This window comes from Maribacter aquimarinus (genome assembly GCF_047345505.1).
Classification (GTDB): Bacteria; Bacteroidota; Bacteroidia; order Flavobacteriales; family Flavobacteriaceae; genus Maribacter.
In genome coordinates, this window is sequence record NZ_JBLFEO010000010.1 from 133,582 (window position 1) to 160,249 (window position 26,668).

Annotated in this window: 25 protein-coding genes; 15 read left to right on the forward strand and 10 right to left on the reverse strand. The window is 48.5% G+C overall.

Annotation, left to right across the window (positions count from 1 at the left end; translation table 11 throughout):
* The first annotated feature begins 42 nt into the window (after positions 1 to 42).
* Positions 43 to 1,521 (forward strand): AAA family ATPase, encoded by a 1,479-nt coding sequence (locus ACKWCC_RS09415; protein WP_413995671.1) that lies wholly within the window; start codon positions 43 to 45, stop codon positions 1,519 to 1,521.
* Between the two features lie 115 nt (positions 1,522 to 1,636).
* Here ACKWCC_RS09415 and ACKWCC_RS09420 read toward each other — a convergent pair whose 3' ends face one another.
* Positions 1,637 to 2,122, reverse strand: a complete 486-nt coding sequence (locus tag ACKWCC_RS09420) for a hypothetical protein (RefSeq protein ID WP_413995672.1) — start codon at positions 2,120 to 2,122, stop codon at positions 1,637 to 1,639.
* 379 nt (positions 2,123 to 2,501) lie between these two features.
* Between ACKWCC_RS09420 and ACKWCC_RS09425 the strand changes: the two genes are divergently transcribed.
* Both ACKWCC_RS09425 and corA read left to right on the forward strand, forming a co-directional pair.
* The gene (locus ACKWCC_RS09425) at positions 2,502 to 3,284 is read left to right on the forward strand and encodes a tRNA pseudouridine synthase A (RefSeq protein ID WP_413995673.1); all 783 of its coding nucleotides are present in this window, start codon (positions 2,502 to 2,504) and stop codon (positions 3,282 to 3,284) included.
* A 344-nt stretch (positions 3,285 to 3,628) separates the two neighbouring features.
* Positions 3,629 to 4,720: a magnesium/cobalt transporter CorA gene (gene corA, locus ACKWCC_RS09430; RefSeq protein WP_413995674.1), complete on the forward strand. Its 1,092-nt coding sequence runs from the start codon at positions 3,629 to 3,631 to the stop codon at positions 4,718 to 4,720.
* An 86-nt stretch (positions 4,721 to 4,806) separates the two neighbouring features.
* Here the strand turns inward: corA and cysM are convergent, their stop codons facing one another.
* A complete protein-coding gene (cysM, locus tag ACKWCC_RS09435) occupies positions 4,807 to 5,691 on the reverse strand; it encodes a cysteine synthase CysM (RefSeq protein WP_413995675.1) in 885 nt (294 codons plus the stop codon).
* Positions 5,684 to 6,475: a serine O-acetyltransferase EpsC gene (gene epsC / locus ACKWCC_RS09440; RefSeq protein WP_413995676.1), complete on the reverse strand. Its 792-nt coding sequence runs from the start codon at positions 6,473 to 6,475 to the stop codon at positions 5,684 to 5,686. The genes cysM and epsC overlap by 8 nt, the downstream gene beginning before the upstream one ends.
* Before the next feature lie 95 nt (positions 6,476 to 6,570).
* On the opposite strand from epsC, the gene ACKWCC_RS09445 reads away from it, so the two are divergent.
* Positions 6,571 to 7,251, forward strand: a complete 681-nt coding sequence (locus ACKWCC_RS09445; RefSeq protein ID WP_413995677.1) for a DUF2461 domain-containing protein — start codon at positions 6,571 to 6,573, stop codon at positions 7,249 to 7,251.
* Here ACKWCC_RS09445 and ACKWCC_RS09450 read toward each other — a convergent pair.
* A complete protein-coding gene (locus ACKWCC_RS09450; protein ID WP_413995678.1) occupies positions 7,237 to 7,650 on the reverse strand; it encodes a glyoxalase in 414 nt (137 codons plus the stop codon). The two genes, ACKWCC_RS09445 and ACKWCC_RS09450, sit on opposite strands and share 15 nt — an antisense overlap.
* 435 nt (positions 7,651 to 8,085) lie before the next feature.
* Between ACKWCC_RS09450 and ACKWCC_RS09455 the strand changes: the two genes are divergently transcribed.
* Positions 8,086 to 8,487, forward strand: coding sequence for an acyl-CoA thioesterase (locus tag ACKWCC_RS09455; RefSeq protein WP_413995679.1), 402 nt, complete (start codon positions 8,086 to 8,088; stop codon positions 8,485 to 8,487).
* Between the two features lie 20 nt (positions 8,488 to 8,507).
* On the opposite strand, the gene ACKWCC_RS09460 is transcribed toward ACKWCC_RS09455, so the two are convergent.
* Positions 8,508 to 9,800, reverse strand: coding sequence for a dipeptidase (locus ACKWCC_RS09460; RefSeq protein WP_413995680.1), 1,293 nt, complete (start codon positions 9,798 to 9,800; stop codon positions 8,508 to 8,510).
* 141 nt (positions 9,801 to 9,941) lie between these two features.
* Between ACKWCC_RS09460 and ACKWCC_RS09465 the strand changes: the two genes are divergently transcribed.
* The 7 genes from ACKWCC_RS09465 (at position 9,942) to ACKWCC_RS09495 (ending at position 19,777) form a co-directional block, all read left to right on the forward strand.
* A complete protein-coding gene (locus ACKWCC_RS09465; RefSeq protein WP_413995681.1) occupies positions 9,942 to 11,705 on the forward strand; it encodes an ATP-binding protein in 1,764 nt (587 codons plus the stop codon).
* Positions 11,695 to 12,066, forward strand: coding sequence for a response regulator transcription factor (locus ACKWCC_RS09470; RefSeq protein WP_413995682.1), 372 nt, complete (start codon positions 11,695 to 11,697; stop codon positions 12,064 to 12,066). The genes ACKWCC_RS09465 and ACKWCC_RS09470 overlap by 11 nt, the downstream gene beginning before the upstream one ends.
* 3 nt (positions 12,067 to 12,069) lie before the next feature.
* On the forward strand, positions 12,070 to 14,475 hold the full coding sequence (locus tag ACKWCC_RS09475; RefSeq protein ID WP_413995683.1) for a HEAT repeat domain-containing protein: 2,406 nt from the start codon (positions 12,070 to 12,072) through the stop codon (positions 14,473 to 14,475).
* Positions 14,465 to 15,895 (forward strand): glycosyltransferase family 2 protein, encoded by a 1,431-nt coding sequence (locus ACKWCC_RS09480; RefSeq protein WP_413995684.1) that lies wholly within the window; start codon positions 14,465 to 14,467, stop codon positions 15,893 to 15,895. Before ACKWCC_RS09475 ends, ACKWCC_RS09480 begins: the two co-directional genes overlap by 11 nt.
* The gene (locus ACKWCC_RS09485) at positions 15,896 to 18,256 is read left to right on the forward strand and encodes a sulfatase-like hydrolase/transferase (RefSeq protein ID WP_413995685.1); all 2,361 of its coding nucleotides are present in this window, start codon (positions 15,896 to 15,898) and stop codon (positions 18,254 to 18,256) included. It abuts the gene before it with no gap.
* A complete protein-coding gene (locus ACKWCC_RS09490; protein WP_413995686.1) occupies positions 18,253 to 19,494 on the forward strand; it encodes a YaiO family outer membrane beta-barrel protein in 1,242 nt (413 codons plus the stop codon). The genes ACKWCC_RS09485 and ACKWCC_RS09490 overlap by 4 nt, the downstream gene beginning before the upstream one ends.
* A 142-nt stretch (positions 19,495 to 19,636) precedes the next feature.
* Positions 19,637 to 19,777, forward strand: coding sequence for a hypothetical protein (locus tag ACKWCC_RS09495; protein ID WP_413995687.1), 141 nt, complete (start codon positions 19,637 to 19,639; stop codon positions 19,775 to 19,777).
* 272 nt (positions 19,778 to 20,049) lie between these two features.
* On the opposite strand, the gene ACKWCC_RS09500 is transcribed toward ACKWCC_RS09495, so the two are convergent.
* Positions 20,050 to 20,913: a sigma-70 family RNA polymerase sigma factor gene (locus ACKWCC_RS09500; RefSeq protein ID WP_413995688.1), complete on the reverse strand. Its 864-nt coding sequence runs from the start codon at positions 20,911 to 20,913 to the stop codon at positions 20,050 to 20,052.
* Between the two features lie 94 nt (positions 20,914 to 21,007).
* Here ACKWCC_RS09500 and ACKWCC_RS09505 point away from each other — a divergent pair, with 94 nt between their 5' ends.
* Complete coding sequence (locus tag ACKWCC_RS09505; RefSeq protein WP_413995689.1) at positions 21,008 to 21,346, forward strand: hypothetical protein; 339 nt, start codon at positions 21,008 to 21,010, stop codon at positions 21,344 to 21,346.
* Positions 21,347 to 21,404: 58 nt separating this feature from the next.
* On the forward strand, positions 21,405 to 22,334 hold the full coding sequence (locus ACKWCC_RS09510; RefSeq protein ID WP_413995690.1) for a 2-hydroxyacid dehydrogenase: 930 nt from the start codon (positions 21,405 to 21,407) through the stop codon (positions 22,332 to 22,334).
* A gap of 219 nt (positions 22,335 to 22,553) precedes the next feature.
* Here the strand turns inward: ACKWCC_RS09510 and ACKWCC_RS09515 are convergent, their stop codons facing one another.
* The 4 genes from ACKWCC_RS09515 to ACKWCC_RS09530 form a co-directional block, all read right to left on the reverse strand.
* Positions 22,554 to 23,144: a tyrosine-type recombinase/integrase gene (locus ACKWCC_RS09515; RefSeq protein WP_413995691.1), complete on the reverse strand. Its 591-nt coding sequence runs from the start codon at positions 23,142 to 23,144 to the stop codon at positions 22,554 to 22,556.
* Between the two features lie 217 nt (positions 23,145 to 23,361).
* Entirely contained in the window at positions 23,362 to 23,565 is a 204-nt protein-coding gene (locus tag ACKWCC_RS09520; RefSeq protein WP_413995692.1) for a hypothetical protein, read from the reverse strand.
* Between the two features lie 397 nt (positions 23,566 to 23,962).
* The gene (locus ACKWCC_RS09525) at positions 23,963 to 25,600 is read right to left on the reverse strand and encodes a M12 family metallo-peptidase (RefSeq protein WP_413995693.1); all 1,638 of its coding nucleotides are present in this window, start codon (positions 25,598 to 25,600) and stop codon (positions 23,963 to 23,965) included.
* A gap of 3 nt (positions 25,601 to 25,603) precedes the next feature.
* Positions 25,604 to 25,903: a hypothetical protein gene (locus ACKWCC_RS09530; protein ID WP_413995694.1), complete on the reverse strand. Its 300-nt coding sequence runs from the start codon at positions 25,901 to 25,903 to the stop codon at positions 25,604 to 25,606.
* A gap of 422 nt (positions 25,904 to 26,325) precedes the next feature.
* On the opposite strand from ACKWCC_RS09530, the gene ACKWCC_RS09535 reads away from it, so the two are divergent.
* Complete coding sequence (locus ACKWCC_RS09535; protein ID WP_413995695.1) at positions 26,326 to 26,577, forward strand: DUF4158 domain-containing protein; 252 nt, start codon at positions 26,326 to 26,328, stop codon at positions 26,575 to 26,577.
* Positions 26,578 to 26,668: the final 91 nt, after the last annotated feature.

Consider the following 26,668-nt stretch of genomic DNA (forward strand, 5'->3'; position numbering starts at 1 on the left):
TTGTCAGCATTTAAAAACCATTAAAAACAAAATAGATCGGCATTGAAAAAGAACAACGAAAAGCTCACATCATTGGGCACTTTAGGAGAATTAAGGGAATTTGGTTACCACAGCAAGGGCATCAAGGACGAGCTCAGGGACAATTTACGGAAAAAGATACAAAATGGGGAAGACACCTTTGTGGGGGTCTGGGGGTATGAGGACACGGTGATCCCCGAACTGGAACGTGCCATATTGAGCCGTCACAACATCAATCTCCTGGGGCTCAGGGGCCAGGCAAAGACGAGATTGGCCCGGTTGATGCTGCATCTGTTGGACGAATACGTGCCCATTGTGGCCGGTTCGGAAATAAACGACGACCCCTTTGCCCCCATGTCCCGATATGCCAAGGAACTGGTCAAGGAAAAGGGGGACGACACCCCGATTAGCTGGTTGCACAGGGAAGAGCGGTTCTATGAAAAGTTGGCCACGCCAGATGTTACCGTGGCCGATCTCATTGGCGATGTGGACCCGATAAAGGCGGCCAACCTTAAACTGTCCTATGCAGACGATCGCGTTATCCATTTTGGAATGATCCCGCGGGCCAACCGTTGCATCTTCGTCATAAACGAGCTCCCGGACCTCCAGTCCCGCATACAGGTGTCCCTTTTCAACATTTTGGAGGAGGGAGACATACAGATACGTGGGTTTAAACTGCGGCTTCCGTTGGATATTCAGTTTGTGTTCACGGCAAATCCGGAGGATTATACCAACAGGGGAAGCATAGTGACCCCGCTCAAAGATCGTATTGGTTCCCAGATATTGACCCATTATCCGGACGATCTGGACGTGGCCCGCAAGATCACCGAACAAGAGGCCCGCCTGGATCCCCGCCAAGCCAGTGCGGTCTATGTTCCGGATATGGCCAAGGACCTGTTGGAACAGATAAGCTTTGAGGCCAGAAGGAGCGAATATGTGGATGCCAAGAGCGGCGTAAGCGCACGTACCAGCATCACGGCCTTTGAGAATTTGTTGAGCACCGCAGAACGCAGGGCCCTGTTGTCCGGGGCCGAACAGACCATGGTGCGCTTGAGCGACTTTTTGGGCGTGGTGCCCGCCATAACGGGAAAGATAGAACTGGTGTACGAAGGGGAACAAGAAGGGGCGGACAGTGTGGCCGTCATGTTGATCGATGAGGCCGTAAAGATGACCTTCCCGGAATATTTTCCTAAAATAAACAAACTGGAACGCAAGGACGACAAAACCCCCTATGACGACTTGCTCCACTGGTTTTTTCAAGGGGAGGGCTTTGAGCTGCTGGACGATTTCACCGACGAGGAATACAAAAGGGCACTGGACTCCATTCCGCCACTCAATGCATTGCTAAGGGAATATCAACCAGACCATCCCGAAAAGGACACCTACTTTCTCAAGGAGTTGCTGCTTTGGGGCCTGGTATCGCACAAAAAACTGAACCGGCAGCGGTTCGCGGAAGGGGTACAGTTCAAGGACCTCTACAGCAGCTTCCTTAAAGACCTATAATTTTTGGGACGCCGTTCCTGGGAACTTATTTTGCCCTGTTTTTGCTAGTCCGGAAAAGTGGGTATTTCCTTGTTCCCATAGGGATGACTTAGGGGATGCCGGGCACTGCTCCACATCAAGATTTCCAAGAATCCACGTGTTGGTTCATTTGGTTGAAATTGTAGTCGCCAACCATTTCGGTGCGGTACTTGTAGGTCATAACGCCCAAGATCAGCAAAAGACCATAAAGCACCGCCATAACGATGGCCATAGGGACAAAGCTGGCGGGAATCAAGTGCTCTTCAAATTGGTTAACGGAAAACAATTTGTAAATGGTTTCACCAAATTTGTAAAGATAGAACGAGAATATAAAATAAAGGGCATATTCGAGGTTTCTCATTTGTGGGTCACTAAGTTCTTCTTCCTTGATCTTAAAGCACATCACATAAAGAAAAACAAAATGCACCAAGGTCATCAACGGAAAAATATAGTTGCCCACCTTAAAGAGATAGAACTTTTCGCTGTACAGCCCGTAGAAACTCAAAATGTTCAATAAGGAAAGTACAACTATGGTGCAGATGAGGGTAAATCTCCAGGGCATTAATTTTTTCAGGGAATTCATACGGTCCTATTTTAAAGAATACGGGTGGTTCACCAAAGAAACACACCAATCGGGTAATATTTCCTTATTTTTCGACATAAAACAAAATATGTTGGTGAATGGCTTTAAGTTGGTTTCTTTACGACGAATTTCGTCCTTTGGTGCAAAGCTATGATTTTTATGCAAGCGGTTGGTGGGTTGAAAGCAATTGCCAAAAAAGTAAACCTGAACCCAGATGATGTATTGGGCTTTCCCAAGAAGGGTGTTCCCCGATAAATCCTTACTCTTGGGGTGGCAGCAAGGCCAGAGCCGCAGGGATCGGTAAAACGTCGGCCCGGCGAGTGGTTTTGCAGGGATTGTAAATCGTAATGGAATTTTTTAAGGCATAATCTGGGGTACATTGAAAAAAGACGATCATCGGTACTTGATAGAGGTACAGTTCTTGGGTTTCCGCTACAGCGGATGGCAAAGACAACCGGGCCAAAGGACGGTGGAAGGGATGTTGGCCAAAACCTTGTCGTTTGTGCTGCCCCAACAGCGGTTTAAGCTCCTTGGCGCCAGCCGCACCGATGCCAAGGTATCGGCCATGGGGGCTGTGTTTCAATTGTGGTTGGAAAAGGGGCCGTTAATGGATCTGGGTGACTTTCTGAATTCCATGAACGCAAATTTGCCACCGGACATAAGATTGTTGCGGATGGAACCGGCCCCAAGGGAAATCAATCTCCTCCAAGATGCCAAGGAAAAGAACTACGTGTACCTTTTTTCCTTTGGGGAAAAGAACCACCCGTATTGCGCGCCCTTTATGGCCAACATCCTTGGGGATCTGGACCTTGGGGCCATGCAACGGGCGGCCGCTTTGTTCCAGGGCACCCATTATTTTGGCAACTATACCGCGCAACTGCAGCCCAATGCCCAGGTGATCAGGACCGTTGCGCGCTGTGAACTCTTACGGAACAACCTGCTGCACGCCAGCTTTTTCCCAGAAGACAGCTATGCGCTGCACGTGTGCGGCAAGGGATTCATGCGCTATCAAATACGGATGATGATGGGTGCCCTCATAGCCCTTGGGAAGGGCGAGTTGGGTGCAGACACCATTGTACGTTCCCTGCGCCAGGGCGAAATAGTGAAAATGGCCACCGTGGCGCCCGGCTCCGGCCTGCATTTGGAGCGCTTGGATTTTTGACCACCCCAGCCAATGGCCAGGGCCATGTTTAAGCACGGATCACGCATTGGACTTTAGTGATGAGCGTGCAAAACTGAACAAAAACAAGACTTTTGCCATTGGGGCATGGCCCTTGTCGCGGTGATTGAGCGGCAAAAGGACGCACCGATGCATTGGACGGGATTTGTAGCTGTAACAGCATTTCCTGCTAAAGGGTTCTTCCCGTTCCGTAGTGGAGCTGTGGCGTTCTGGCCCCATAAAAATCAGGCCAAAAACAGATCGGCCCTGTTTTTCCCCAAGGGGCCAAAAACTACGGTGATCCATTGTTCTTCAGAACTTATGGGTATATTTAAAAAAAAATGGGGATGGCACTGAAGAAAGAAAGCACCGCCAAAAAGAAGCGACGTATTTCCAGGGTTTACGGTAAAATGGGAAAGGCTCCCGGCACCGTCAGTTATTTGGGGAACAAAGAAATTGCCCATAGCCAGGTAGAGCTCATTGCCTATGATGCCCAAAATCACAGCAGGTCTTTTTTAACCGATCTGGACCTTATTCTCAAGGCCTCCCAAGCCAAGAATGTGGCTTGGTTAGACGTGGTGGGCATCAATGATGTGGCTTTTGTCGAGGCCCTTGGAAAAAAGTTTCATTTGAGCTCCCTGGTCTTGGAAGACGCCGTGAACACGGAACAGCGCCCCAAACTGGATGAGTACGATGATTACATCTTTGGGGTGTTCAAGATGCTGTACGTCAATGGTCAGGACACCATTGTGGCAGAGCACGTTGCCCTGGTGCTTCTTAAAGACACATTGCTGGTTTTCCAGGAGGTGGAAGACGATGTGTTCAACGGGGTGCGGGAGCGCATAGCCGCAAAAACGGGCAGGATAAGGGAACGAGGGGCAGACTACCTATTCTTTGCCCTCTTGGATGCCTTGATTGATCATTATTTCTTGGTCACGGAGCACCTTGGCCTTCAATTGGACGCCTTGGAAACTGAGGTATATGCCGATCCCACTCCAGAAGTCTCCCAAAAGATACAGGCCCTGAAGAAAGAAGTGATGCGGGTAAGACGGTGGGTGTATCCAATGAAAGAATTGGTGGCCCGGCTTTTGGTCACGGAGCATCCACTGATCACCAAGGACACCAAACTCTTTTTGCGCGATGTGCACGATCATACCGTTGAAATCAACGAAAACCTTCAGATTTACCGTGAAATGGCCATGAGCCTTATGGAAATGTACATGAGCAACATGAGCAACAAAATGAACGAAGTCATGAAGGTGCTCACCATTATGGCCACCATTTTCATTCCCTTGACCTTCATTGTGGGCGTTTATGGAATGAATTTTGACCATATGCCGGAACTGCACGCAAAAAATGGGTATTACTATGTGTGGGGCCTTATGGTGGTCATTTTTCTGGGCCTGCTCCTCTTTTTTAAAAAAAAGGGCTGGCTTTAGATGGGCACTGTCCCTTGTACCGTCTCCAAGGCATTGGGACCGCACTGGTTTTGGGACCATTCCCCATTCTTGGGCCATCCTCTTCCCTAATCGAACAACGGGGAAGAAAGATAGCGGTCCCCACGGTCGCACACAATGCTCACAATGGTTCCTTCCTGGAGTTCCTGGGCCAACCTCAGGGCAATGGTAGCGGCCCCGCCGCTGCTCATTCCGGAGAAGATGCCTTCTTCCTTGGCCAGCCTTCTGGCCATTAGTGCCGCATCCGTTTCGCTCACTTCCATGATACGATCCACTTTTTTGGCATTGAATATTTTGGGCAGATAGGCTTCCGGCCACTTCCGGATTCCCGGTATGCGCGAATTGTCCGTGGGCTGTACCCCAACGATCTGCACCTGTTCGTTTTGTTCCTTGAGGTAGGTAGAGGTGCCCATAATGGTGCCCGTAGTGCCCATGGAAGACACAAAGTGTGTGATTTTTCCTTGGGTGTCGCGCCAAATTTCCGGCCCTGTACTGGCATAATGGGCTTTCCAGTTATTGTCGTTGCCAAACTGGTCGATCATGACATACCCCTCATTTTCCACCTTGTTCGCTGCGTAGTCCCGTGCCCCCTCAATGCCAATGTCGGCCGGGGTAAGGGTAACCTTGGCCCCATAGGCCCTCATCGTCTGCACGCGTTCTTTTGTGCTGTTCTCCGGCATGACAAGCTCTATGTCCAAACCGTAGATGCCCGCGATCATGGCCAGGGCAATGCCGGTGTTGCCACTGGTGGCCTCAATGAGCTTTTGATCGCTTTTAAAGTCCCCTCGCTCCAGTCCCTTTTTGAGCATGTTCAATGCGGCCCGGTCCTTAACGCTGCCCCCCGGGTTGTGCCCCTCCAGTTTAAAGTACAGATCTACATTCTTGTTGGTGTTCAGCGTCCGGGAGCGTACCATAGGGGTGTTTCCAATAAGGTCTATGATTGAACTATGCATTGGGAAGGGTCTTTATTTTTATTTCTGGGGTATGGAATACGGTGGAGTGTGCCGGTACGGAGTCCGTGAGCCAGGCATTGCCACCAATGGTGCTGTGGGCCCCAATATGGGTGTCCCCGCCCAAGATGGTGGCGTTGGCATATATGGTCACATGATCCCCAATGGTGGGGTGGCGCTTTGTTTTTTGAAGATGCTTTGCCACATAGAGCCCGCCAAGGGTAACCCCTTGGTATATCTTTACATGGTCTTTGATCACCGCTGTTTCCCCGATCACCACACCGGTACCGTGATCAATATGAAAGGATTTTCCAATAACGGCCCCTGGATTGATGTCCACCCCGGTCTGCCTGTGCGCATACTCCGTCATTAAGCGGGGCACCAACGGGAAACCGGCCGTGTAAAGTTCGTGGGCAAGCCTGTAAATGGCAATGGCATAAAAGCCCGGATAGGCCATGTACACCTCTTCAATGGAGAGGGAGGCCGGATCACAGTTCAGGGTGGCCTCCGCATCCAAGTTAAGCCGTTCCAATATGTGGGGCAGCTTGGCCACATAGGCTTCCCATACCTTGTGGCAGGGACGTTCGCTTTGCCAGCAGGCCAGCTCCACCAAACCGTCAAAACGTTCCTTTAAAACCGTTAGGTTCCGGTCCACCGGGGTATCCATATCAAAAAGGGTGTAAAACAGGAGATCGGTAAAGGCCTCCGTATCCCTTTTTAGACGAAACCTCAGGTGGGGCTGTTTTTTGTGCTCCTTTATCCTTTCAATGATGTCTGTGGTATCCATGTATGCGCTTTATCAGGTTCCAAAATTAACCATTAATCGGCTAGTGCTTTTCCGTATGGGTTAACTTTGGCCTAAATTAACAAAAACCAGGTGTTATGTTAGCTACGGGCATTGCTAGGGAGACTTTTGAATTTCTGTCGCTCCTACGGGAGAACAACAACCGGGAATGGTTCATGGAGAACAAGGAGCTCTTTAAACGTCACGAAACGGGTTTCAAGTCCTTTATGGAAGTGTTGCGTGCCAAAATGGAGTGGCATGACCAATTGGAACGGCTCAAGGTGTTCAGGATTTACAGGGATGTGCGTTTCAGCAAGGACAAAACGCCTTATAAATCCAGTTTTTCGGGATTTATGTCCCGGGCCGGTGCAACGCGCAGAGGGGGCTATTACGTGCATGTGGAACCTGGCAATTGTTTTTTGGGCAGTGGCTTTTGGAAACCCAACAAGGCCGATACGCTTCGTGTACGAAAGGAATGGGAGCAAGATGCCGCAGCCTTGCGCCAAATCATGTCTGAAAAGGTATTTGTGCGAATCTGGGGAAAGATGTCCGGTGAGGAGGTAAAAACCGCCCCCAAGGGTTTTGACAGGGAGCACAGAAACATTGACCTGATCAAAAAAAAGCAGTTTATCTTTACACGGCATTTTTCGGATGCCCAAGTGCAACAGCCCCATTTTTTGGATGAGGTGAACGCGTCTTTTAAGGCCATAAGACCTTTTTTGGACTATATGGGCCATGTGCTCTCCACGGATGGCAACGGTACCTCACTGCTGGATTGAGGCGTTCTTTTCAAAATACTGCAATTGGTCCTGTATGCGGGTAATGGCCATGGAGGCAATGCGCTTGTTATGGGCAGAGGCGGCTCGAGAATAAAGGGCATGTTCCTGTACGGTAAAGTGCCCGATCACCATGCCCAGCACAATGTTCCTGAACCTGATGTCCCTTTGCAGTGCATTGCTTATATAGGCCAACCTTTTCTCCAAGGACAGCTGGTGAAAGGTGTTTTTTCTTCGGGCTATGTATTGCTGGAACACTTGGAGCAGCAGATCGTTCTGTAATTTTAGAATGGGCCTTAGCGTGGTGTTCTGGAAATGCTCTTCCGCTCCGGTTTGCTCCGTGGTCTTGGCCTTTGGCACCAAGGGCCTAAGGGCCAGCAATTGCTCGTTTCGCTCTTTCATCGCATCTTTTGGCCTAAAGGTAGGCATTGTCCCGGCTCTCGCGGAAACCAAGGGGCCAAGTTGCAAAGACGTTGTCAACGTTTTAATCCGTATCATCCCTAGACTTTTGTAGTGAGGGTGTACCGCGTACTCGGGACCCACAAAATCAAGACTTTTGCGATAGTGGTGTCCGCCATCATGATTGAGCCAAAGTCAGTGCAACGATCGGTTTTACAGGGATTTGCAGCCGTAGTTGAATTTTTATGGCTTCATCCGGGTTTCATGGAACAGCACCCATCTTCCATTGTGGAATTGGATCGTAAAGCCGGTTGAAATCATTAAATATCCCAGATCATCGGCGGGAATTTATCAAAATGGGAATTCACCTTCAGAATGCATCCCAACGTGGTTTGGGCAGGGTAAATAATGCTAATTTTGCCCTTAAACTGTAGCATCATGAGATTTCATACCAGAAAATTGGTGAAACCCGAAGACCTGAACGCCAACGGCACCCTTTTTGGCGGCAAGGTATTGGCCTGGATAGATGAGGAGGCCGCCCTCTACGCCATCATACAACTTGAAAATTCAAAGGTGGTGACCAAATATATATCGGAAATCAACTTTATGAGCACGGCACAGCAGGGCGATATCGTTGAAATTGGCATGGCGGTGGTTAAATTTGGAAAGACGTCCATTACCCTGAACTGTGAGGTGCGCAACAAGATGAACCACGAGACCATTGTCACGGTGGACAACATCATTATGGTGAACTTGGATGCCCAGGGAAAACCTTCGCCACACGGAAAAACCAAGGTGGAGTTCGTGAGGGACCGCTTGGCGAAGACGGCAGAGGGATGATCACTCCCAACGCAGAGAGGCTACCCTTTGGCTTGCAGGGCCCGGGACACCTCCTGAACCTCGTCCAAGACCCGGAGCAGGTTACCGCCCCAGAGCATTTCAATCTCATGCTCGGTGTACCCCCTTTTCACCAGCTCCAGGGTAACATTGAAGGTCTCTGAGGCATCTTGCCAGCCTTCAATGCCACCACCTCCATCAAAATCAGAGCTGATCCCAACGTGTTCCAGTCCAATGAGGTCCACCATATAGTCTATGTGGTCCACAAGATCGGTAACGCCAACGGCGGGTGGTGCATCCTCTTTGCCCTTGACCCGATCCCTGGCCAATTTTAGCACCTTGGGGTAGTTTACGCGAAACGCGGCCTGTTGTTCCGGGCTAAGGTCATTGTACTGCCATCTCTCGAACCAGTCGATGCCCAGGGAATCGGCAATTTTTTGGTGAACACCTTTCATATATTCGGCCCTTGCCTCGTGTTTCTCGGTGTTTAGGTAAGAACTGAAGGCCACGGTCTGCACCACCCCGCCGTTTTCTTTTATCAGCATCAATTGCTCATCATCCAGGTTTCTGCTGTGATCGCAAAGGGCGCGCGCAGAAGAATGGGAGGCAATGATGGGCGCTTTGCTCAGGGCCACCATCTGCTTCATGGCCTCTTTGGATGGGTGGGAGACATCGATCATCATGCCCAGACGGTTCATTTCCTCCACCGCTTGCCTTCCCAGTTCGCTAAGGCCGTTGTGCAGCCAGACACTGTCCCTTTCCCCGGTATTGGAATCACAGAACTGACTGTGCCCGTTGTGCGAGAGGCTTATGTAGCGGGCACCCATGGCGTGATAGCGTTCAAATTCTGACAGATCCTCCCCTATGGGATAGGCATTCTCCACTCCAATAAGGGCTACTTTCTTTCCTTTTTTAGCAATGCTCCTTACATCATCCGAAGTCAACGCCAGTTCTATGTCGTTTGGGGCAAATTCCTCGCAGAGCCTGTGGATGGCCTCAAATTTGGCCATGGCATTTTCTTTTGCCGCGGCATATCCCTTGGGCGTCAGTGAATCTTGTCCTGTGTAAACAATGAACCAAACGGCATCGAGGCCGCCCTCTTTCATCTTGGGCAGGTCCACCTGGGTGTTTAACCGTTGGGAGTAGTTTACGCTGTCCGTGAAATTGCTTACCCTAAAATCGGCATGGGTATCTACGGTAATGACCTTTTTGTGGATGGCGTGAGCCCTATCTTCCACGCTCTCCAAGGGTTTTTCTGTCTTTTCCTTACAAGAAAAAATGACAAGGGCGGTAAGCAATAGTGCAGAATATCTCATTTCAGTAACATTTATACCTACAAATAAAGGCCATTCACAACAAAAATGGAAGACTAGCAAACATATAATTGCCAAGGGTGCCCAAAAATGGGATTTTTACCATAAACGAACCAAAGAGAACAACACCCTAATCCATTACCTATGCCCTCAACAAAAAGCAAGGACCTCTTGGACCAACTTCTGGAACTGGAACAAGCCATGGACACCTTTTCCTACGAAGAGCTCAACGCTGAGGAAGCCACAAGCCTAAAAAATTCCTTTCAACGCTTCAAGAGCCGTTTGGAGAACAAGATCTTAGCCCCTGGGAACCCGTTGCCAAAAGAAGCATCTTTGGCCGGCGAAACAGGACTCAAGGCAGACCCTGGGCTGTTCATGGCGCAGATCAGCCATGAGATCAGGACACCCCTGAACGGCATCATAGGTTTTGCCAATCTCTTGATGGAAGAACAGCTCACCAGCACCCAGAGCAGCAGGGTATATGCCATACGCTCTGCCTCCTACGCCATGTTGGACATCATCAACGAGGTACTGGACTACAACAGATTGGCCTCTGGGAAAGAACCCCTGAACCGAGTGGATTTTGAGCTGAACGCGGTGGTGCAAGATGTCATTTTTCTCTGCAAGACCCTGCTCATGGAACGCGAGGTGGCCTTGAACGTGAAGATTGAAGAGGATGTGCCCAAGCATCTTATGGGCGATCCGGCCAAGCTTACCCAAGTGCTCTTGAACCTGTACGGAAACGCCATGAAATTTGTGGAGAAGGGCCATATAGACCTTAGTGTGGCGGTCAGTGCAAAGCGCCAAGGGCAGTACCATTTGCGCTTTACCCTGGAAGACACGGGCATTGGCATTTCCCCCAAGGCCCTGGAAACCATATTTCACCGTTACACACAGGCCAGCCCCGGTTCCAAGAAATATGGTGGGTCCGGATTGGGCCTTAGCATTGTAAAAAAGATCATTGAGCTCCAAAATGGAACCATCTCGGCCACCAGCACCAAGGGAAAGGGAACCACCTTTACGTTCTGCATCCCTTATGAAGCGGGCAAGCCATCTGCACAACACAGACCCTTTGATCCAACAGAAGAGGTTAAAAGTGATGCAGACGAGCTTGCCGGGACTCAGATTTTGGTGTTTGAGGACAATGAGCTGAACCAAAAATTGATTTCAGAACAACTGGAACGTTGGCGTTGCCGGGTATATGTGACCGATGATCCGGACACGGGATTTGCACATTACCAAAACTACCCCATAGACGTGGTGCTCATGGATCTTAAAATGCCCAAGATGAACGGGTTTGAAGTGGCCCGTCGCATAAGGGGCTTACGGAACAGCCAAGGGCAGGCTGCCCCCATCTTGGCTTTGAGTGCCGACTTCACGGCCAAGGACCAAAGAAGGTTCACTGATTCCGGAATCGATGATTTTTTACTAAAGCCCTATGCATCCAAGGACCTCAGGGAGAAGCTCAAAAACAACATTGGGGCGGGCGGCCTTTCCAAGAGCAGTAGGGACTTGTTGCAAACAAAAATGGTGTGCGCAGAACGGCCAAAGTTCATCAATCTCTCTGCCCTGTGGGAAGAGTGTTCCGGCAACGTGGGCGTCTTGGCAGAGTTGGTACGTTTGTTAAAACAGAATTGCTACGAATTCTTGGGCGCTGTAAAAACAAACTTGAACATGGGCAATTATGCGGACATCGCCGCTGCGGCCCATAAGGTAAAGGCCGGGCTGGACATGGCCGGGGCGGCTGCCCTAAGGGAGCACGCGCAAGCCATGGAACAGTTCGCAAAAATTGGGGCCAAGCAAAAAATATCCGAAGAGTACACGGCCTTCTTGGAGCTGTACCCCATAGTGGAGGCACAGATGGACAAGGCATTGGAAAACATAAAAAACGAAGACAATGGAAGCTAGGCACCTTTTGTTGGCGGAGGATGATGACATGCTGGCCCAATTGCTCCATTTTAAGTTGGCAAAGGAAGGTTTTGCCGTGCATCACTGTTCGGACGGCAAGCAGGTAAAGGAGCAGCTGGCCCAACAGGTTCCGGACATTATTGTCACGGACATTATGATGCCCTATTTCTCCGGTATTGAATTGGTGGATCACGTACGCAACCATATGGGACTTTCCCTGCCCATCATCATCATTTCCGCCGCCGGAAATGAAGTGAACGTTCTCAATGCCTTTGATTTGGGCGCCAATGATTTTGTGGCCAAGCCCTTTAGCCCCTCGGAGCTCTTGGTGCGCATTGCAAAAGAACTCAAGAAAGTATAAAAAGTGACCGTTTCCCCCCACTACATATTGGCTCTTCCGTGGATCGGCGCCCCTAGCATAGGGGTCGATTTGCTTTGGACGCTATCCTATGTTTTTATGGGGATGCTGTTCTTGTACTTGTTCTCCGTTTTTGTGTTCAGGACCAAATTGGCCAAGAAACAAAAACGCAACAGAAAGAAAAAGAAGGCCCTGTCGCCCATGATCGGTGCCTTTCTCTTTCATGACGCCAACGGCAGCAAAAAAGAGAAGCTGGAATACATAGACCTAAAGATACAGGTACGGGAGCTGATCAAGTGCCGTTTAGACCGGCAGGTGCTCATCTCCTTGCTCTTGGACCTGCAAAAAGACGTATCGGGCGAGGCGCGTAACGGACTCCTCAGGCTTTACCAAGATTTGGAGCTGCACAGGGACGCGTACACCAAATTGCGCAGTTGGCGCTGGGAAACCATATCCAAGGGAATTTTTGAATTGACCCAAATGGAGGTGGTAGAGGCCTATGGCCACCTTGCCCGGTTCCTGAACGATAGGCGATCGGTGATCCGGAAACAGGCAGAGTTGGCTGTTGTTGCCCTCAAGGACGAGGGCATTTGTCATTTTTTGGATACCACCCAATGCCGAATCTCCGAGTGGCAGCAGCTTAAACTGACAGAAACCCTGAAACACAAGACCCACTTTGTGCCACCGGCCTTTAGGTTGTGGCTCACCAGTCACAACAATGATGTGGTGCTGTTCTCACTGAGGCTCATAAAGCACTACCAACAGAGCGATGCCATTGCGTCCATTACGCGCTTGGTGGAGCACCGAAACCATAAAATAAAGCAAGAAGCGCTCATTTGCCTGCGTGATTTCAATGCCGTGAGTGCCGTGGCCACCCTCAAAGCCCTTTATCACAAGAATACGGAGGCCATTAAAATGTTCTTTCTGGACGCTTTTGCCCATTTGGGCACGGAAGAGGATATTCCGTTCCTAACGGAAATAGGGCAGGGCAATGCCAGCTTTACGATCAAAAACAAGGCCATAATGGCCATTAACACCATACGGCCAGAAGGGGTCTTGCCCAGTAAGGACATAGACAGTGGCCCAACCGAAAAGGAGTACGCCCATACCCGTACGGACAATACAGCGGGCAAGGAGACCACACCAACGCCCAAACCACAAAATCCCACGCCCAGCAGCACGGAAAGGGAGCCAAAGACCTCCTTGGAGAACATTCCCGTTTGGTATGACCTGGTGCAAGGGGAGGAAGCGGATGCGGTTGTTGCGCCGCAGACCGCCCCATGGCCCCATCATGTTACCGATGGCTCTTTTTTGCCGGTGGTGGTCGATAAGGAAATGGAAGATACCTCCCCATCCAAAGTCCCACAGCCCCCGGAAGAGGATGGGAAAATGGATTTGTCCTTGGCCTTTTTGCCCCTTGTGGTGGAGGAGGGTGTGGAGACCCTGCCACGGGACACCAATGAAATAAAGGTTTGTTTTGAGATGGTGGCACCTACCACGATCCTTCCAGACCCCAAAGAAAAAGATGAAAGCCCTGAACGGCCCAATATTAAAGCGATGAAAGAAGAACACACGGAGGGCGTGGCCGCGCTGCACGAACTGGAGGTGATTTTTGAGTCCCTCTCCATTGAAGTCCCTAAACATGAGACGGCTTCCGAACAGGAGATCAGTATTGACTGGAACACGGCCTTCTCCGAGCCCCAACAAGGGGAAGTGACCGCGGAAAAGGACAGGTTTGGGGGCGGGCAAAGCGGTTTGAACACCACGGAAAGCCTTTGTGGGCATGGCCCCAAATGGAACCTCAGCGCTTCTTTTTGTGATGGCGATACCATGGACAAGATGGTACTTCTGCAACATTTGGCCGAGTTGGGCGATGCCAGGGAAATTCCTTATTTGGAATCCCTCAAGGCAGGGGAGGAGTCAGTTTTGGTGCTGCAAAGGCTGGAAGAGCTCATTGAGCGTTTTTCCATCGAAAAAGAGTCGTCAGGTTTTTATCAAGTGGCCCAATTCAGGGAAGTGGACAGCGTTTTTCACGAGATACTGCAACACTGTGATGAAGAGTCCAAAATTTTGCTGGTGCAAGAAATGGGAAAGGTGGGCGATGCCAAGGAACTGCCCCTGTTGAACCAGTTGATGGCAGAGGGGTCCCAGTCCGTGGCCCACATGGCAAAGGTGGCCTACAACAACATAGTGGGAAGACTAAAGATCAGTGAAGAGACCGCAAGGGCCATTGTGCAGAAGGGCAAATCTCCCAAAGCAAGTGGCCAAAGTGCAACCAAAAAGAAAAAAGTGGGTGCTTTACAAAAGGAACCTGGTTCGGGCTTGTCCGCGGTTTCCTATGACGGCATGACCCAGTTCGATCAATTGACGCGTTACAGCTACAAACCAAAGAGTGGACAGGATGGACAGTGAATTTTTCCATATTGCCCTGGACTACATCAACATTGTGTTCTTTACGTTTACAGTGGTGCTGTTCCTTATGTTCTGTGCCATGGGCTACTTTTCCACCAGAAATTCCATACACTACCGCAACAAGAACAGTTTTGGGGACATGAGCAAACTTATGGCTTCCCCAATGGCCCCTTCCATGACCATCATTGCCCCGGCCTACAATGAAGGCCTTACCATAGTGGAGAACATAAGGTCGCTCTTGTCATTGAAATACGTGAACTACGAGGTCATGGTGGTCAACGATGGCAGCAAGGACGACACCTTGGAAAAAATGATCGAAGCCTACGACCTGGAGAAGGTCTCGCGGCCCATGGACCCCAATTGGCGATCAAAGCCCATCAGGGGAATTTACAAATCGTCCCAGAAGGCCTTTTCCAAGTTAACGGTGGTGGACAAGGAGAACGGGGGGAAATCTGATGCCCTGAACACCGGAATGGCCCTTTCCACCAACCAATATGTGGGCTGTATAGATGTGGACTGCCTATTGTTGCCAGATGCCCTACTGCACGTGGTAAAGTCGTTCTACCAGCATTCCCATAAGAAAGTGATTGCCGTGGGGGGCGTGATCAGGGTGGCCAATTCCTGCAAAATACAGGGAGGGGAACTGGAGGAGATCAGGCTTCCCAAAAACTGGCTGGCGCGTTTTCAATTACTGGAATATACGCGTTCCTTCATTTTGGGGAGAATGGCCTGGGGCCGTATAGACAGCCTGCTCATCATTTCCGGCGCCTTTGGTTTCTTTGATCGGGAGGTGGCCTTGGCCGTTGGGGGTTACGATACCAACACGGTGGGCGAGGACATGGAGATCATTTTTAAGATGAGACGGTACATGCATGACAAAAAGGAGCCCTATACCGTTGCCTACATCCCGGACCCTTTGTGCTGGACCGAGGTGCCCGAGGACGCCAAGATTCTGGTGAACCAACGCGACCGGTGGGCCCGCGGCAATCTGGAAACCCTGTTCAAGCACAAAGAGATGTTCCTGAACCCCAAATACGGGCGGTTGGGAATGCTCAGCTATCCGTACTGGTTCTTTTACGAGTGGTTGGCCCCCTTGTTGGAGTTTTTTGGTTTTTTTACGCTCGTGCTCTTCTATTTCCTGGGCATATTGAACTGGGACTTCTTTTTGGCCATTACGGTGGCCGTGTACACCTTTTCGGTCATGTTCTCCTTTTACGCCATTCTATGGGATGTCTTTTCCTATAACCAATACAGGCGCACCAAAGACCTGTTGTTGTTAATGTTCTGTGCCATCATTGAGCCGGTTACCTTTCATCCCATTGTGGTGTGGTCTGCCGTGCGGGGCAATTACAAGAAACTTTTTAAAATAAAATCCGGTTGGGGCACCCAGGTGCGCAAGGGATTTGCCAAACCAGCATAAATGGAATCGCGAGCAGATATATTGGTACCTACGGCACCCAAGCGTTTAAGGGACTACTTGCCATTGTGCATGGGTTTTTTCCTGGCCCTATTTGCCATTGGCCTGTTCCAGCAAGTCAGTTTTTATGCCCAGGGCATATTGGACCAGCTCTTTACGGCAAGTCTGTTCGCCCTGTGGCTGAACCAACTGGGATTTGCCTCCGTGACCGGGTTGGTACTGGCCTTTGTCTTTAAGTATTTTGAAAAAAGGAAGGCCGGCCAGGGTGTGGGCGTCACCAAGTTGCTCTTTGCCGTCCTGGTGGTCTTGGAGGCCATGCTCACCGCTTACTATGTTGCCCATTTGGAACCTTTTGATTTGGCATCCCCAGCCCCGAGCTTCGGCCCGTACGGAGTGTTTTTGCTGTTGGGAGCCGTACTGGTGGGTCTGGGCACGTTTTATGGCTCCCAACGGTATTTGGGAAATTTGTATCGGGTCATCAACGGAATGTATCCCGTGACCCTCATCTTGTTCAGTTTGTTCCTGGCCACCCTTTTTTCAAACAAAAGGCCCATCAACCAAAATAAGACTCAGCACATGGCACACCACTTGGGCCAGGCGGTCTTCTCGGTGGCCCCGTATTCTGGGACAGAGGAGTACCCTCTTTTGCAAGATTGGAACCTAACGGCCCCGACCGCCCATTTTGCTTTTAAGGACACCCTGCCCAACGTGACCATCATCATCGTGGAGGGCCTTGGGGCATCGGTGATGGAGGGTGCCGGACCCTACGCCAAGGTGATGCCCTTTTTGAACGGTTTAAGAAAAGAGGCCCTATACTGGCCCAACATGCTGTCCAATGCCACGATGGACGGAACGGCAGTGCCCGGCATCTTGGGATCCCTCCCTTTTGGGGAAAGTGGCTTTACCCATTTATCGCAATACGTCCACAGGAATACCCTCTACGGCATCATGGCCGCCAATGGCTACGGAACCTCCTTTGCTTACGGAGGCAATATGGGATTGCATGGCCTGGACAGATTTATAAAGGAAGAGGGCGTGGACCTGGTGCTGGACAAGCACAGGGTTACAATGGAACAGGCACAACTGCCGCCAGATGCCGCTGGCACTTCCGTGGGGTATCCTGTGGGTGCTCTTTTTGAAACGTATGGCCGAAGGGCCCTGGCAGATGCACCGGCCTTTGATGTCTTGTACAGCCGCATCCCGAACGGACCGTACGCCATTCCCCAAAAAGGGGAGTATGTGCAACGGGTGAAGCAACTATTGGCGGACAGTGCACATGGGCATGATGGGGATGCATTTGCGAAAGAGCGGCCAGAAGTATTGGCCAGCTATGTCTATTTGGACGATGCACTGCGGAAGTTCATGGACAAAGAGCGTTCTCGCAGTGGGTACGAGAACACCCTCTACCTTGTTGTGGGAGGGCGCCCAAACGTTGATTTTCCCCTGGACGGCGCACTTGGGGCCTACCGGGTTCCCCTGTTGATCCATTGTCCGTTGGTCAAAAAAGCACAAGAATTTAAAACGGTGGGCTCCCACGCGGACATTGCCCCAACCATTACCGGTGTCCTGGCCAGCAGCTTTCCCTTGGCGCTGCCCAACAAGGCGGCGTGGGTGGGCAGGGACCTTTTTCAAAAGGGGACCAAGGGCATTCCATTATGGGACGGCAAAGGTAGGATAAGGGACTTTTTGGCAGGAAGGTTTTTGTTGTCCAACGGGGAGCTTATGGAGCTGGACCAGAATCTCCTTGCTGCACCTGCCAACCGGCCGGAAAAGGAGCGGGAAATGAAAAGTAAATTGAAGGAATTTATGGCCATTAACCATTATGTGACCAAGAAGGACAAGCTCCTTCCGGCATCCATGGCCCTGGTAGAGAATGACGTATATCCCTTGACAAAGGAGCAAAGGCTTTGGGTGGAGGCTAGGTTGGCCACGGACGATTTTGACAAGGCCTACGTGCTTGCCCGTGACCTGGCCCAAGATGGCAAATGGGAGCGTGCCAAGACCCTATGCCACCATATTTTAAATTATTTGCCCAGAAATGCGGACACAGAGATACTTTTGGGCAGGATCCACGGCTGGCAAAAGGAATATGACCGTTCCATTGCCATCCTTGAAAACAGCATACAGAAGTATCCCAGGAACAAAGAGGCCTATGGGGCCCTTTTGGACACCTATTATTGGGCAGGTGCCAACGATAGGGCCGTGGGTGTTTTGGAACGGACAACGGCTTTGGGCCTTTCAGGGGGGGCGCTTACCGCAAAACTGGAGCGCTCCCTGGAACTTTCTGCCCAGGACGCCAACCCCAAGGGGAACAACACCCGGCAATGGGATGGAAATAGATTCACCATAAAAGAAGATAGATGAAGTTGTGCCCTCCATTTTTATGTGGGTTGCTCTTGCTGTTGTGCCTAAAACTAGTGGCCCAGGACAAGGAGTACTCAGGAGATCCGGACGCCTCCTTCTTGGTGGCGCGGGACCTGGCTTTTTCAGGAAACTATGCCCAGGCACAGGACACCCTGAGACGGGTGCTGGACAAATATCCCGATTATGCGGATGTGAGGACACTGATGGCAAAGACCTACAGTTGGGAAAAACGATACGATCTGGCAAGAGGTCATTTTAACCGGGTCACCAGCCAGGAGAGACACCATAAGGAGACTTGGGTGGCAGCGATCAAGAATGAGCAATATGCCGGCAATTGGCAAATTGCGCTGGGCTTGACCAACAAGGCCCTGAACTATATGGGGCAAGATACCACCTTGCTGCGGTTGCGGGAAGCGTCCATCGCAGCCTTGGAGTCTCCCATCCAGGGTAGTGCCGCCCGTATGGAGCAACCTGCCGCCCTGGATACGGAATCGCTCACCTTGTACACGGAGGGCGAAGTGTTCGATCAACTTTTGGATCCCATGTACCTCGGGGCCCTTGAGTATAAAAAGAAGTTTAAATGGGGTACCCTGCTTCCCAGGCTCACCTACAATCGCAGATTCAACATCAATGGGGTGCAGGCAGAACTGGATGCGTATCCCCAATTCTCAAAGACCCTTAGGGGATATGTTAATGTAGGGGTTTCCCCTGCCGAGATTTTTCCACGATTTAGGGCGGGCGGTGAACTCACCGCGGCATTCCCCAAGGGAATGGAGGTTTCCCTAGGGCTTAGGCACCTGGCGTTCAGCGAAGACCGCGCCACCCTGCTAACGGGAAGTTTTGGTTTTTACAAGGGGAACTATTATACGGTCTTCCGCCCCTATCTGTTGCCCAGCGGGCAGAGGGGACCAAGCCTTTCCGGTTCTCTATTGTCCCGTAAGTACCTAAGGGACAAAAACCATTTCTTTGGCCTTAATCTGGTCTATGGTTTTGATGCAGAGGTGAACCAATTTATTGTGGATGGCACCCTCTTGGCAGAAACCCTAATGTATCTGGAGGTACAGCGTTTGCGGCTGGAGTATCAATTTACCAACAGCAAGGGCAATGAACAATACCGCCTGCATTTGGGCGCCAATAGACAGGAAATGGCCTTTGATTCCAACAACTTCTTTTTGTCCGTAACGGCCGGTATCGCCTACCAGATAAAATTTGAAGAAAGGAATGTACCGTCCCCTTAGCCCTAGAAGGCCTTGGCGGGCATTGATTTCTGCCTTGACATAGGGTTGCGTCCGGGCTACTGCACGCGCGCTTTGTTTTTACAACAAAAAATAGTGCATACACCACATTTTATTGTCCCCACTTGGGCTTATACTTACATTTATGAAAAATAAAGCCCAAGTCCAACACCAAAATTTTTTGATCATGCTTTACGATACCTACGGCGAGGAATACCTCATTTTTTTACAGGAATTGAATGAAATCCTGAGCATCAATGAACTAGCCGAATTGGATTATATGTAACCGATACATCAACACAACCCTAAATCTTTAGATATGGCCTTGCACAACAACGACAGCAACTCGTACCAAAACTTTATTCAGGACCTCAATGAGATCTTGAGCAATTTCAATATCAAGAATTTAAATTACTCTTAGTGTTTAGTGTTTATTTCAAAAGAAAGCGCCCAACGGATCGTTGGGCGCTTTTTTTTTGGCCTTTGCCAGTGGTTTCGCTTTTTTCCAATGCTTGCCAGACCCTTGGGGTGGGCAGGTTCAGTAGGGCAAAGGGGGGCTTAGCCCAGATAGGTTTTCAGCAATTTGCTTCTGGAGTTATGACGTAATTTTCTTATGGCCTTCTCCCTGATCTGGCGTACCCGTTCACGGGTAAGATCAAAGGTCTGTCCAATTTCCGCAAGGGTCATGGATTGCTGGTCGCCAATGCCATAATACAGTTTTACCACGTCTGCCTCCCTGGGCGAAAGCGTGTCCAACGCCCTGTTGATTTCCGTGTTCAAAGATTGGTGCAAGAGATCATTGTCCGGTTTGGGCGACTCTCCCGAGCGGAGCACATCGTACAGGTTGGAGTCCTCACCTTCCCTGAGCGGCGCATCCATGGAGACGTGGCGCCCTGAGTTTTTCAGGGACTGTTTTACTTCGGAAACGGTCATTTCCAATTCCTTGGCAATTTCCTCGGCAGAGGGCGGCCGTTCGTGCGCCTGCTCCAAATAGGAGAAGGTCTTTTTTATTTTGTTGATGGATCCTATTTTGTTCAATGGAAGACGCACCACCCGCGACTGTTCTGCCAAGGCCTGTAAAATGGATTGCCTGATCCACCAAACGGCATAGGAGATGAACTTGAACCCCCGGGTCTCATCGAACCTTTTGGCAGCCTTTACCAGTCCCAAATTGCCTTCATTGATCAAATCGGGGAGCTTAAGTCCTTGGTTTTGATACTGTTTGGCCACGGAGACCACGAACCTGAGGTTGGCGGTGGTCAGTTTTTCCAAAGCCACCTGATCGCCCTGTTTTATGCGCTGGGCCAGCTCTACTTCTTCATTGGCTGTGATTAAGTCTATCTTACTGATATCCTGCAGGTACTTGTCCAACGATTTCGATTCACGATTGGTTACCTGCTTGATGATCTTTAATTGCCTCATGTATATATCTGAATTTTAGGATTCGTACAAGTTCTCATTATACTTTATTTTTCGGTCTTTTCCAAAAAGAAGCCAATATTCTTATACATAAATTATGAGACATTGGGAAATTTCAGGGCTTTTTTCCTTTGGTTTAACACGCTTTTTTGTTTTTGACGCCCCTAAAACCCCCAAATGCCCTGGCGTATTTCCTTTTCTGTGGGATAAAACTTCTTTTTTGGGAACGGCGCACCCAGACACATTTCCACTTCCCGGTCATTTTTCCGCGCTTTCCTTCTCTTTTCTCGCTTGGTTTTTTTGGCGTCATTTTCCGGGCTGTGGCAAGAATAACCACCTGTGGTGGTTATGGCATCCGGAGGTCCCAGGTGGGTATGTTGCGCTATTTTTGCCGTATCCAGGGCAGGGGTTGTATTTCTATGGGCAAAGCCCTTAATTTGCCAAACCACCTTTTCCACCGCCAAAAAGGCTTGGAAATGCTAAAAAAATTGAAAATGAGCATAGTGATCATAAGGAACGATGGTAAAACTGACCTTTGGAAAGCCGCTTTGTTGCGTCAGGACAGTACCGTAAAGGTGTACGATCATCGGGAAGACCATCCAAGGGAGGCCATCACCATGGCCTTGATATGGAAACATCCCAAGGGAAGTTTGCGACCTTATCCCAACTTGAAATGTATTGCCTCTGCCGGAGCCGGTGTGGATTTTATTTTCGAGGACCCCGAGGCGCCCACCCACCTGCCCATTACCCGGGTGGTGGATCCCTACCTGGCCAGTGACATGTCCGAACATGTGTTGGCGGTTATCTTGGGAGAACTAAAACACCTTTATGCCTACAAGGCACAACAGCTGGCAGGGCACTGGCAGCCCCGTTCCTATGCACGCATCCAGGATGTGACCGTGGGCGTTATGGGCCTGGGGGAGCTGGGCGCCCTAACGGCCAAGGACCTTGCCCGTGTGGGCTTCCGGGTCTTGGGATGGTCCAGAACGCAAAAGGACATCCCAGGGGTCTCCTGTTTTCACGGCGAGGCCGGTCAACGGGAGTTTTTGTCCAAGGCCAATATGTTGGTCTGTTTGCTCCCTTTGACCCCGGAAACCACGGGCATTTTGAACCGGGAGGTCTTTGCCCGCCTGCCCAAAGGCGCTTACGTGGTCAATGTGGCCCGTGGGGGCCATTTGGTGGATGTGGATTTGCTGGAACAAATTGATGCCGGTCATCTTTCCGGGGCCTGTCTGGACGTGTACCACCAAGAGCCCCTGCCCAAAGGGCATCCTTTCTGGAAACATCCCAAAATCATGATGACCCCGCACTACGCCAGTGTATCGGACACCCATTCGGTGGTTCCCCAAATCCTTGAAAATTACCACCGTCTTTCCAGTGGTAAGGAGCTGTTGCACCAAGTGGATAAGGACAAGGGATATTGATCGGCTGTTTTCCCTGTGGGCATTTTAGCACGCTCGTGGGATGATGGCCACCAGTGGTGGGCACGCCCTTAACAACCCAAACGCAGAATTTTGGGAGGTTCATCTGGGCGTGGTGGTGTCCCGGTCTTGTACCAAAAATGGGACAAAATTCGGATTAAGGCTCGTAATTAATTGAAAATCAATTATATTACGAAAATCGATAACAATTCCATCGAACATCTAATCCCAAAGCTTTTCAAAGCGCTTGCTTACCATCCTTGTATAATGGGCAGTATGTTTTGGGTCTCGGTGCCCGAGATAATCTTGTATCAAACGAAGGTCATACCCTTTGTTGGCCAGATAAAAGCCACAAGAGTGTCTTAATGTGTGCGGATGAACATTTTCCAATTTTGCTATGTTTGAAATAACATTGACAATATAATTGATTGCCTGTCTTGTCAATGGCAGCTCCCTTTCATTTACGAACAGCCATGGCAGATTATCCTTTCTCGAATTCAGGTATCTTTTGATTGCGCGAAGTTCGTCCCCTGAAATGGGATGCTCTACGGAAAGCCCGCTCTTGAGCCTATTGACCCAAATTCTGGATTCCCTTATGTTGACATCGGATTTTTTGATTGCAATCGCTTCACTTACTCTGAGACCATGGCGGTATATCATTAAAATTAAAAGGTAGTTCCGTTTAGGGTATCTGGTTCTTTTGGAGGCTGCTAAAAGCGATTTTATTTCAGCATCACTTAAAAAGTCTTTTGGTCTTTCGTGGGCATTCGTAGTCTCTTTTTTTACACTCTTTACATTTCGCTTGTTGGTCATGATTTTTAGATTGCAGTTCTGCGCCCTGAAATATACATCGAAAAACGGAAACTCTTTACATAAGACGGTTTTTGTTAAGAGTCCTAATAAGATTCAAATACAATTAGGAACATTCCTCAATAATTCATGTTAGCATATGAATGTCAAGAAACAATAGATCGTTTATAAATATATAGTGAGGATTAAAAATTGTCTGACTCTGACCTTTAAATTTGCATTACTTGAGGAGTTCAGCCTTGAAAGAAACATTCCTGAATCTTAGTGTATCGGGAAGTTTTGAAATGGGGTTTGGACCGTTTTTTTTAAGAAAGGTAGCGGAAAAAACACCTTCAATATTATCCGCCTCCAAAACTATTATTTCCAATTGTGCTTCCTCCTCCTCGTATAGATCGAATTCACCTAGTATCACATCATCATCCATATGGAAGAAAAAACTTTCTCCGGGACTGATTACATCTTCTGCTAAAAATTTGTATAAACCTTGTTCCCCAAGTTTTTTTCAATATGCATTATTAAGCTTCCTGTTAATATGCAATCGCTGCTATATGTATACGCCTGCAAAGGTATTATGTCGTCCTCGAATTCCTGATAATACACGTATCTCGGATTAAAATCCAAAGTATCATTTATCTTTGTTGTAAGGCTGCCAATGGCTTCGGGACATGTCGATTGCTCCTTTTCAGGTTCTGTTTCGTTATCGCATGCGAACAAAGCTAAGGCAAATAAAATCAGTATATTATTTTTCATAGGGCATTTAGATTTACGAACCGAGTAAAACGGGCTGTCAAGACAGCCCGTTAATTATACTTGCTAGAAGGTTATCTTGAAATTAAGAATCTTTTTGATAATACCTTATTCCCGTTCTCGAACATTTCCAATTGATAAAGCCCTTGATCTAAATGGGATACATCCAATCTCAATTCACCTGATCCGACGAATGATTTTCCAGAGAATAATCTTTTGGCCTTTCCACCACGGAGAATATTGATAACTTTAACCTCGATATCGCTTTCGTCTAAAAAATCCGTAGCAATGAAAACTTCATTGTCAGCAGGGTTGGGATAAAGAATCATATCTCCGATCGCTGCTGTCTCTTCCTGCACTATTTCGTCAGGCGTATCCGAAGCTTTTGCCGTTGCAGACTTTTGAAATGGCCCACCAGAGGCACCATTGATATACACAGTTCTGAATACTGTTCTTGTCTGCCCATCGTTACAGGTAACCCTTAACCTATAATAAACTAGGCTCCCATTATAAGGTACTGCGAAGTCGCTTATCGAACTCCCTGTGCCGACGTTAGAATAATTGAAGCCATCATAGCTCCTTTCCCATCTATAGGTAGTGCCTGGACAGTTATTGACGTTTGCCGTTAGTGTATATCTATTATTAACATTTACGGAGCTTGGCCCGCTAATGGAAGCGGTCAGTTCTTGAAAAGGGTCATAGGCTGCAACAACTCTCGCCGCGTTTCGCAGCTGTTGAAAATTATTGCGATCCGCGGTGCCTGTGTTATCCCTTGCCTGGCTTTCCGATTTGACCGCAGGATTGGAGTAAAAGGCTTGTCTTATACCCCTGGTGTCTCTTCGGGCCAAAACACTTTTTCGATATAATTTCTGGCAAAAAAAACAATTTCTTTTATACCAAGAGTGACCTCTTGCGGTCCTACTAAGATTATCAGGAGGGTTGTTACCTCCTGGATCCCAATCGTGTCTAGCTCCTAAGTTGTGAGCTAGTTCATGTGCAAATGTAAAGCCTCCGGCATCTGCCTCTACCATAGCAAAATAACCGTCTTCAGGATCTCCAAATTCAAGTAATGAAGATACTCCAAAGGTGGTTCCGCCGCCTGTTGTAAAATTCCCGTCTGTAAGTAGTACCACTAAATCTGCATTGGCTTGGTCTCTCAAGAGTCTTATATTGGCATTATCCCTAGCTTGACCAAACACTGTTAATACATCTCTTCTATCGTTGAAGGCGAACCTTCTCGTTTCAGCTAAAGAAAACACCAAGTTGTTCGAATATAGACGACTATTCCTTAATGCAGCGTTGGTTTCGTTCATAAGCGTCACGGCCAATTGTTGTGGATTGGAAACGGCATTTGCATTATCTGTAAACAGTACGAGTACGCGTACATTACAGAGAGCGTTGTTACGTGCGGACAGCTCTGTCTGAGAAACTTTCTTAGCCGAGGATTCCTTTTTCTCCAATTTAGGAACCAAATCGGTGCCGCAGGCGGCTTCATTATCCAATTTCTTATTATTTATCTCAATAAGATAGTCATCATCCACACCATTTGATTCAATGGTGAAAACACGTTTGCCGAAGGTAATCGAACCATAGTTTTGACCTTTGCTATGGTTTAATATTAAAGTTCCTTTTGAGTTTTTCCCTTTTATCAGTTCCGCTACATATAAGTAATCACCGTTATCGTAGGATTCGATTTGTTGCGGTATGGCCAATACCTACACATAGCCCTTCTTCTTTTTCCTTTTTGGAATTTTAATAGATAAATATCCAGGACTTAAAGTATCGAATTTTTTTGCCGAAGCAAGATTTCCCAAATCCTTAAAGTCTATCCTCCGAACCTCGACGTTCATTGGATTGTTAATTCGACTTACTATTTTATTTCCAGACTTAGATGTTTTCGAAGTACTTGCCGTTAAAGGTTCCGAAAAACTGAACAAATCGGGAATTGATGACATTTCTTGTGCGCTCGTCGAGAAAGCGAAACAGATAAAAAATGAGAGTAGAATTTTTTTCATAATATGGTTTTTTATGGTTAATAATTATTTTAGATTCATCTAAATTGGTTCGCTATAAAACCGGCTGTATGGTCAATGGGCGTTAACATTCACTTACAGGTTTTTGTTCTAAATATCCTCCGACAGAGGTTTTTTTATGATGGGTATGTCATTTCGTAAGGCAAAATTTTTTTTTTGTAGTCAAAATTTTGTTAATGATTGTTAAAATTAGCAAAAAAAAGAACTTCTTACAAGTTTCTAAAGAATAATTCTATCTAATTTAACGATATGCAGGAAAAATCAACTTAACCAAAAAGAAAATCCTACTTTTCAAATATCCGATTTTCATTTTGTCTCAAGTTACAATGAAACGTATCACCAAAGTAGAACTTGCAAAACGGACATTCCGTCGTTTTCTTTTTATCTTGTAAGATAAAATTCGAATGTCCCGTATCAGCCTTTTCAAAAAAGAAGAAATTACTGCATTCGACAGCCCTCCAGTTCTGACCGAAAAGGAGAGAATGGCAATTTTCACTACTAGTGAAACGGATAACCGTAAAATACACTTCAGAAAGAAAATATCGAAAGTCGGGTTTTTGTTACAACTTGGGTACTTCAAGGCGCATAAGAAATTCTTCACGCCCGAACAATATCTTATTTCGGATCTAACCATCCCCCGAAAAAAAGATGGATAGTTTATGAAAGCCTTGGTTTTATTGATGTTCCGGGAGGTTCTAAAATAGGAAAACTGTTTTAAAAGTGGTAAATTGTAATAGCAAAAACGAA

Excerpts from the sequence above, each read along its gene's own strand:
- ACKWCC_RS09520 (WP_413995692.1), bottom strand. The coding sequence starts at position 23,565 with ATGGATGATGATGTGATACTAGGTGAATTCGATCTATACGAGGAGGAG.
- ACKWCC_RS09470 (WP_413995682.1), top strand. The coding sequence starts at position 11,695 with ATGGAAGCTAGGCACCTTTTGTTGGCGGAGGATGATGACATGCTGGCC.
- ACKWCC_RS09480 (WP_413995684.1), top strand. The coding sequence starts at position 14,465 with ATGGACAGTGAATTTTTCCATATTGCCCTGGACTACATCAACATTGTG.
- ACKWCC_RS09490 (WP_413995686.1), top strand. The coding sequence starts at position 18,253 with ATGAAGTTGTGCCCTCCATTTTTATGTGGGTTGCTCTTGCTGTTGTGC.
- ACKWCC_RS09500 (WP_413995688.1), bottom strand. The coding sequence starts at position 20,913 with ATGAGGCAATTAAAGATCATCAAGCAGGTAACCAATCGTGAATCGAAA.
- ACKWCC_RS09445 (WP_413995677.1), top strand. The coding sequence starts at position 6,571 with ATGTTAGCTACGGGCATTGCTAGGGAGACTTTTGAATTTCTGTCGCTC.
- ACKWCC_RS09455 (WP_413995679.1), top strand. The coding sequence starts at position 8,086 with ATGAGATTTCATACCAGAAAATTGGTGAAACCCGAAGACCTGAACGCC.
- ACKWCC_RS09515 (WP_413995691.1), bottom strand. The coding sequence starts at position 23,144 with ATGACCAACAAGCGAAATGTAAAGAGTGTAAAAAAAGAGACTACGAAT.
- ACKWCC_RS09485 (WP_413995685.1), top strand. The coding sequence starts at position 15,896 with ATGGAATCGCGAGCAGATATATTGGTACCTACGGCACCCAAGCGTTTA.
- cysM (WP_413995675.1), bottom strand. The coding sequence starts at position 5,691 with ATGCATAGTTCAATCATAGACCTTATTGGAAACACCCCTATGGTACGC.
- ACKWCC_RS09530 (WP_413995694.1), bottom strand. The coding sequence starts at position 25,903 with ATGAAAAAAATTCTACTCTCATTTTTTATCTGTTTCGCTTTCTCGACG.
- ACKWCC_RS09460 (WP_413995680.1), bottom strand. The coding sequence starts at position 9,800 with ATGAGATATTCTGCACTATTGCTTACCGCCCTTGTCATTTTTTCTTGT.
- ACKWCC_RS09505 (WP_413995689.1), top strand. The coding sequence starts at position 21,008 with ATGAGACATTGGGAAATTTCAGGGCTTTTTTCCTTTGGTTTAACACGC.
- ACKWCC_RS09510 (WP_413995690.1), top strand. The coding sequence starts at position 21,405 with ATGAGCATAGTGATCATAAGGAACGATGGTAAAACTGACCTTTGGAAA.
- ACKWCC_RS09450 (WP_413995678.1), bottom strand. The coding sequence starts at position 7,650 with ATGAAAGAGCGAAACGAGCAATTGCTGGCCCTTAGGCCCTTGGTGCCA.
- ACKWCC_RS09465 (WP_413995681.1), top strand. The coding sequence starts at position 9,942 with ATGCCCTCAACAAAAAGCAAGGACCTCTTGGACCAACTTCTGGAACTG.
- corA (WP_413995674.1), top strand. The coding sequence starts at position 3,629 with ATGGCACTGAAGAAAGAAAGCACCGCCAAAAAGAAGCGACGTATTTCC.
- ACKWCC_RS09420 (WP_413995672.1), bottom strand. The coding sequence starts at position 2,122 with ATGAATTCCCTGAAAAAATTAATGCCCTGGAGATTTACCCTCATCTGC.
- ACKWCC_RS09535 (WP_413995695.1), top strand. The coding sequence starts at position 26,326 with ATGTCCCGTATCAGCCTTTTCAAAAAAGAAGAAATTACTGCATTCGAC.
- epsC (WP_413995676.1), bottom strand. The coding sequence starts at position 6,475 with ATGGATACCACAGACATCATTGAAAGGATAAAGGAGCACAAAAAACAG.
- ACKWCC_RS09495 (WP_413995687.1), top strand. The coding sequence starts at position 19,637 with ATGAAAAATAAAGCCCAAGTCCAACACCAAAATTTTTTGATCATGCTT.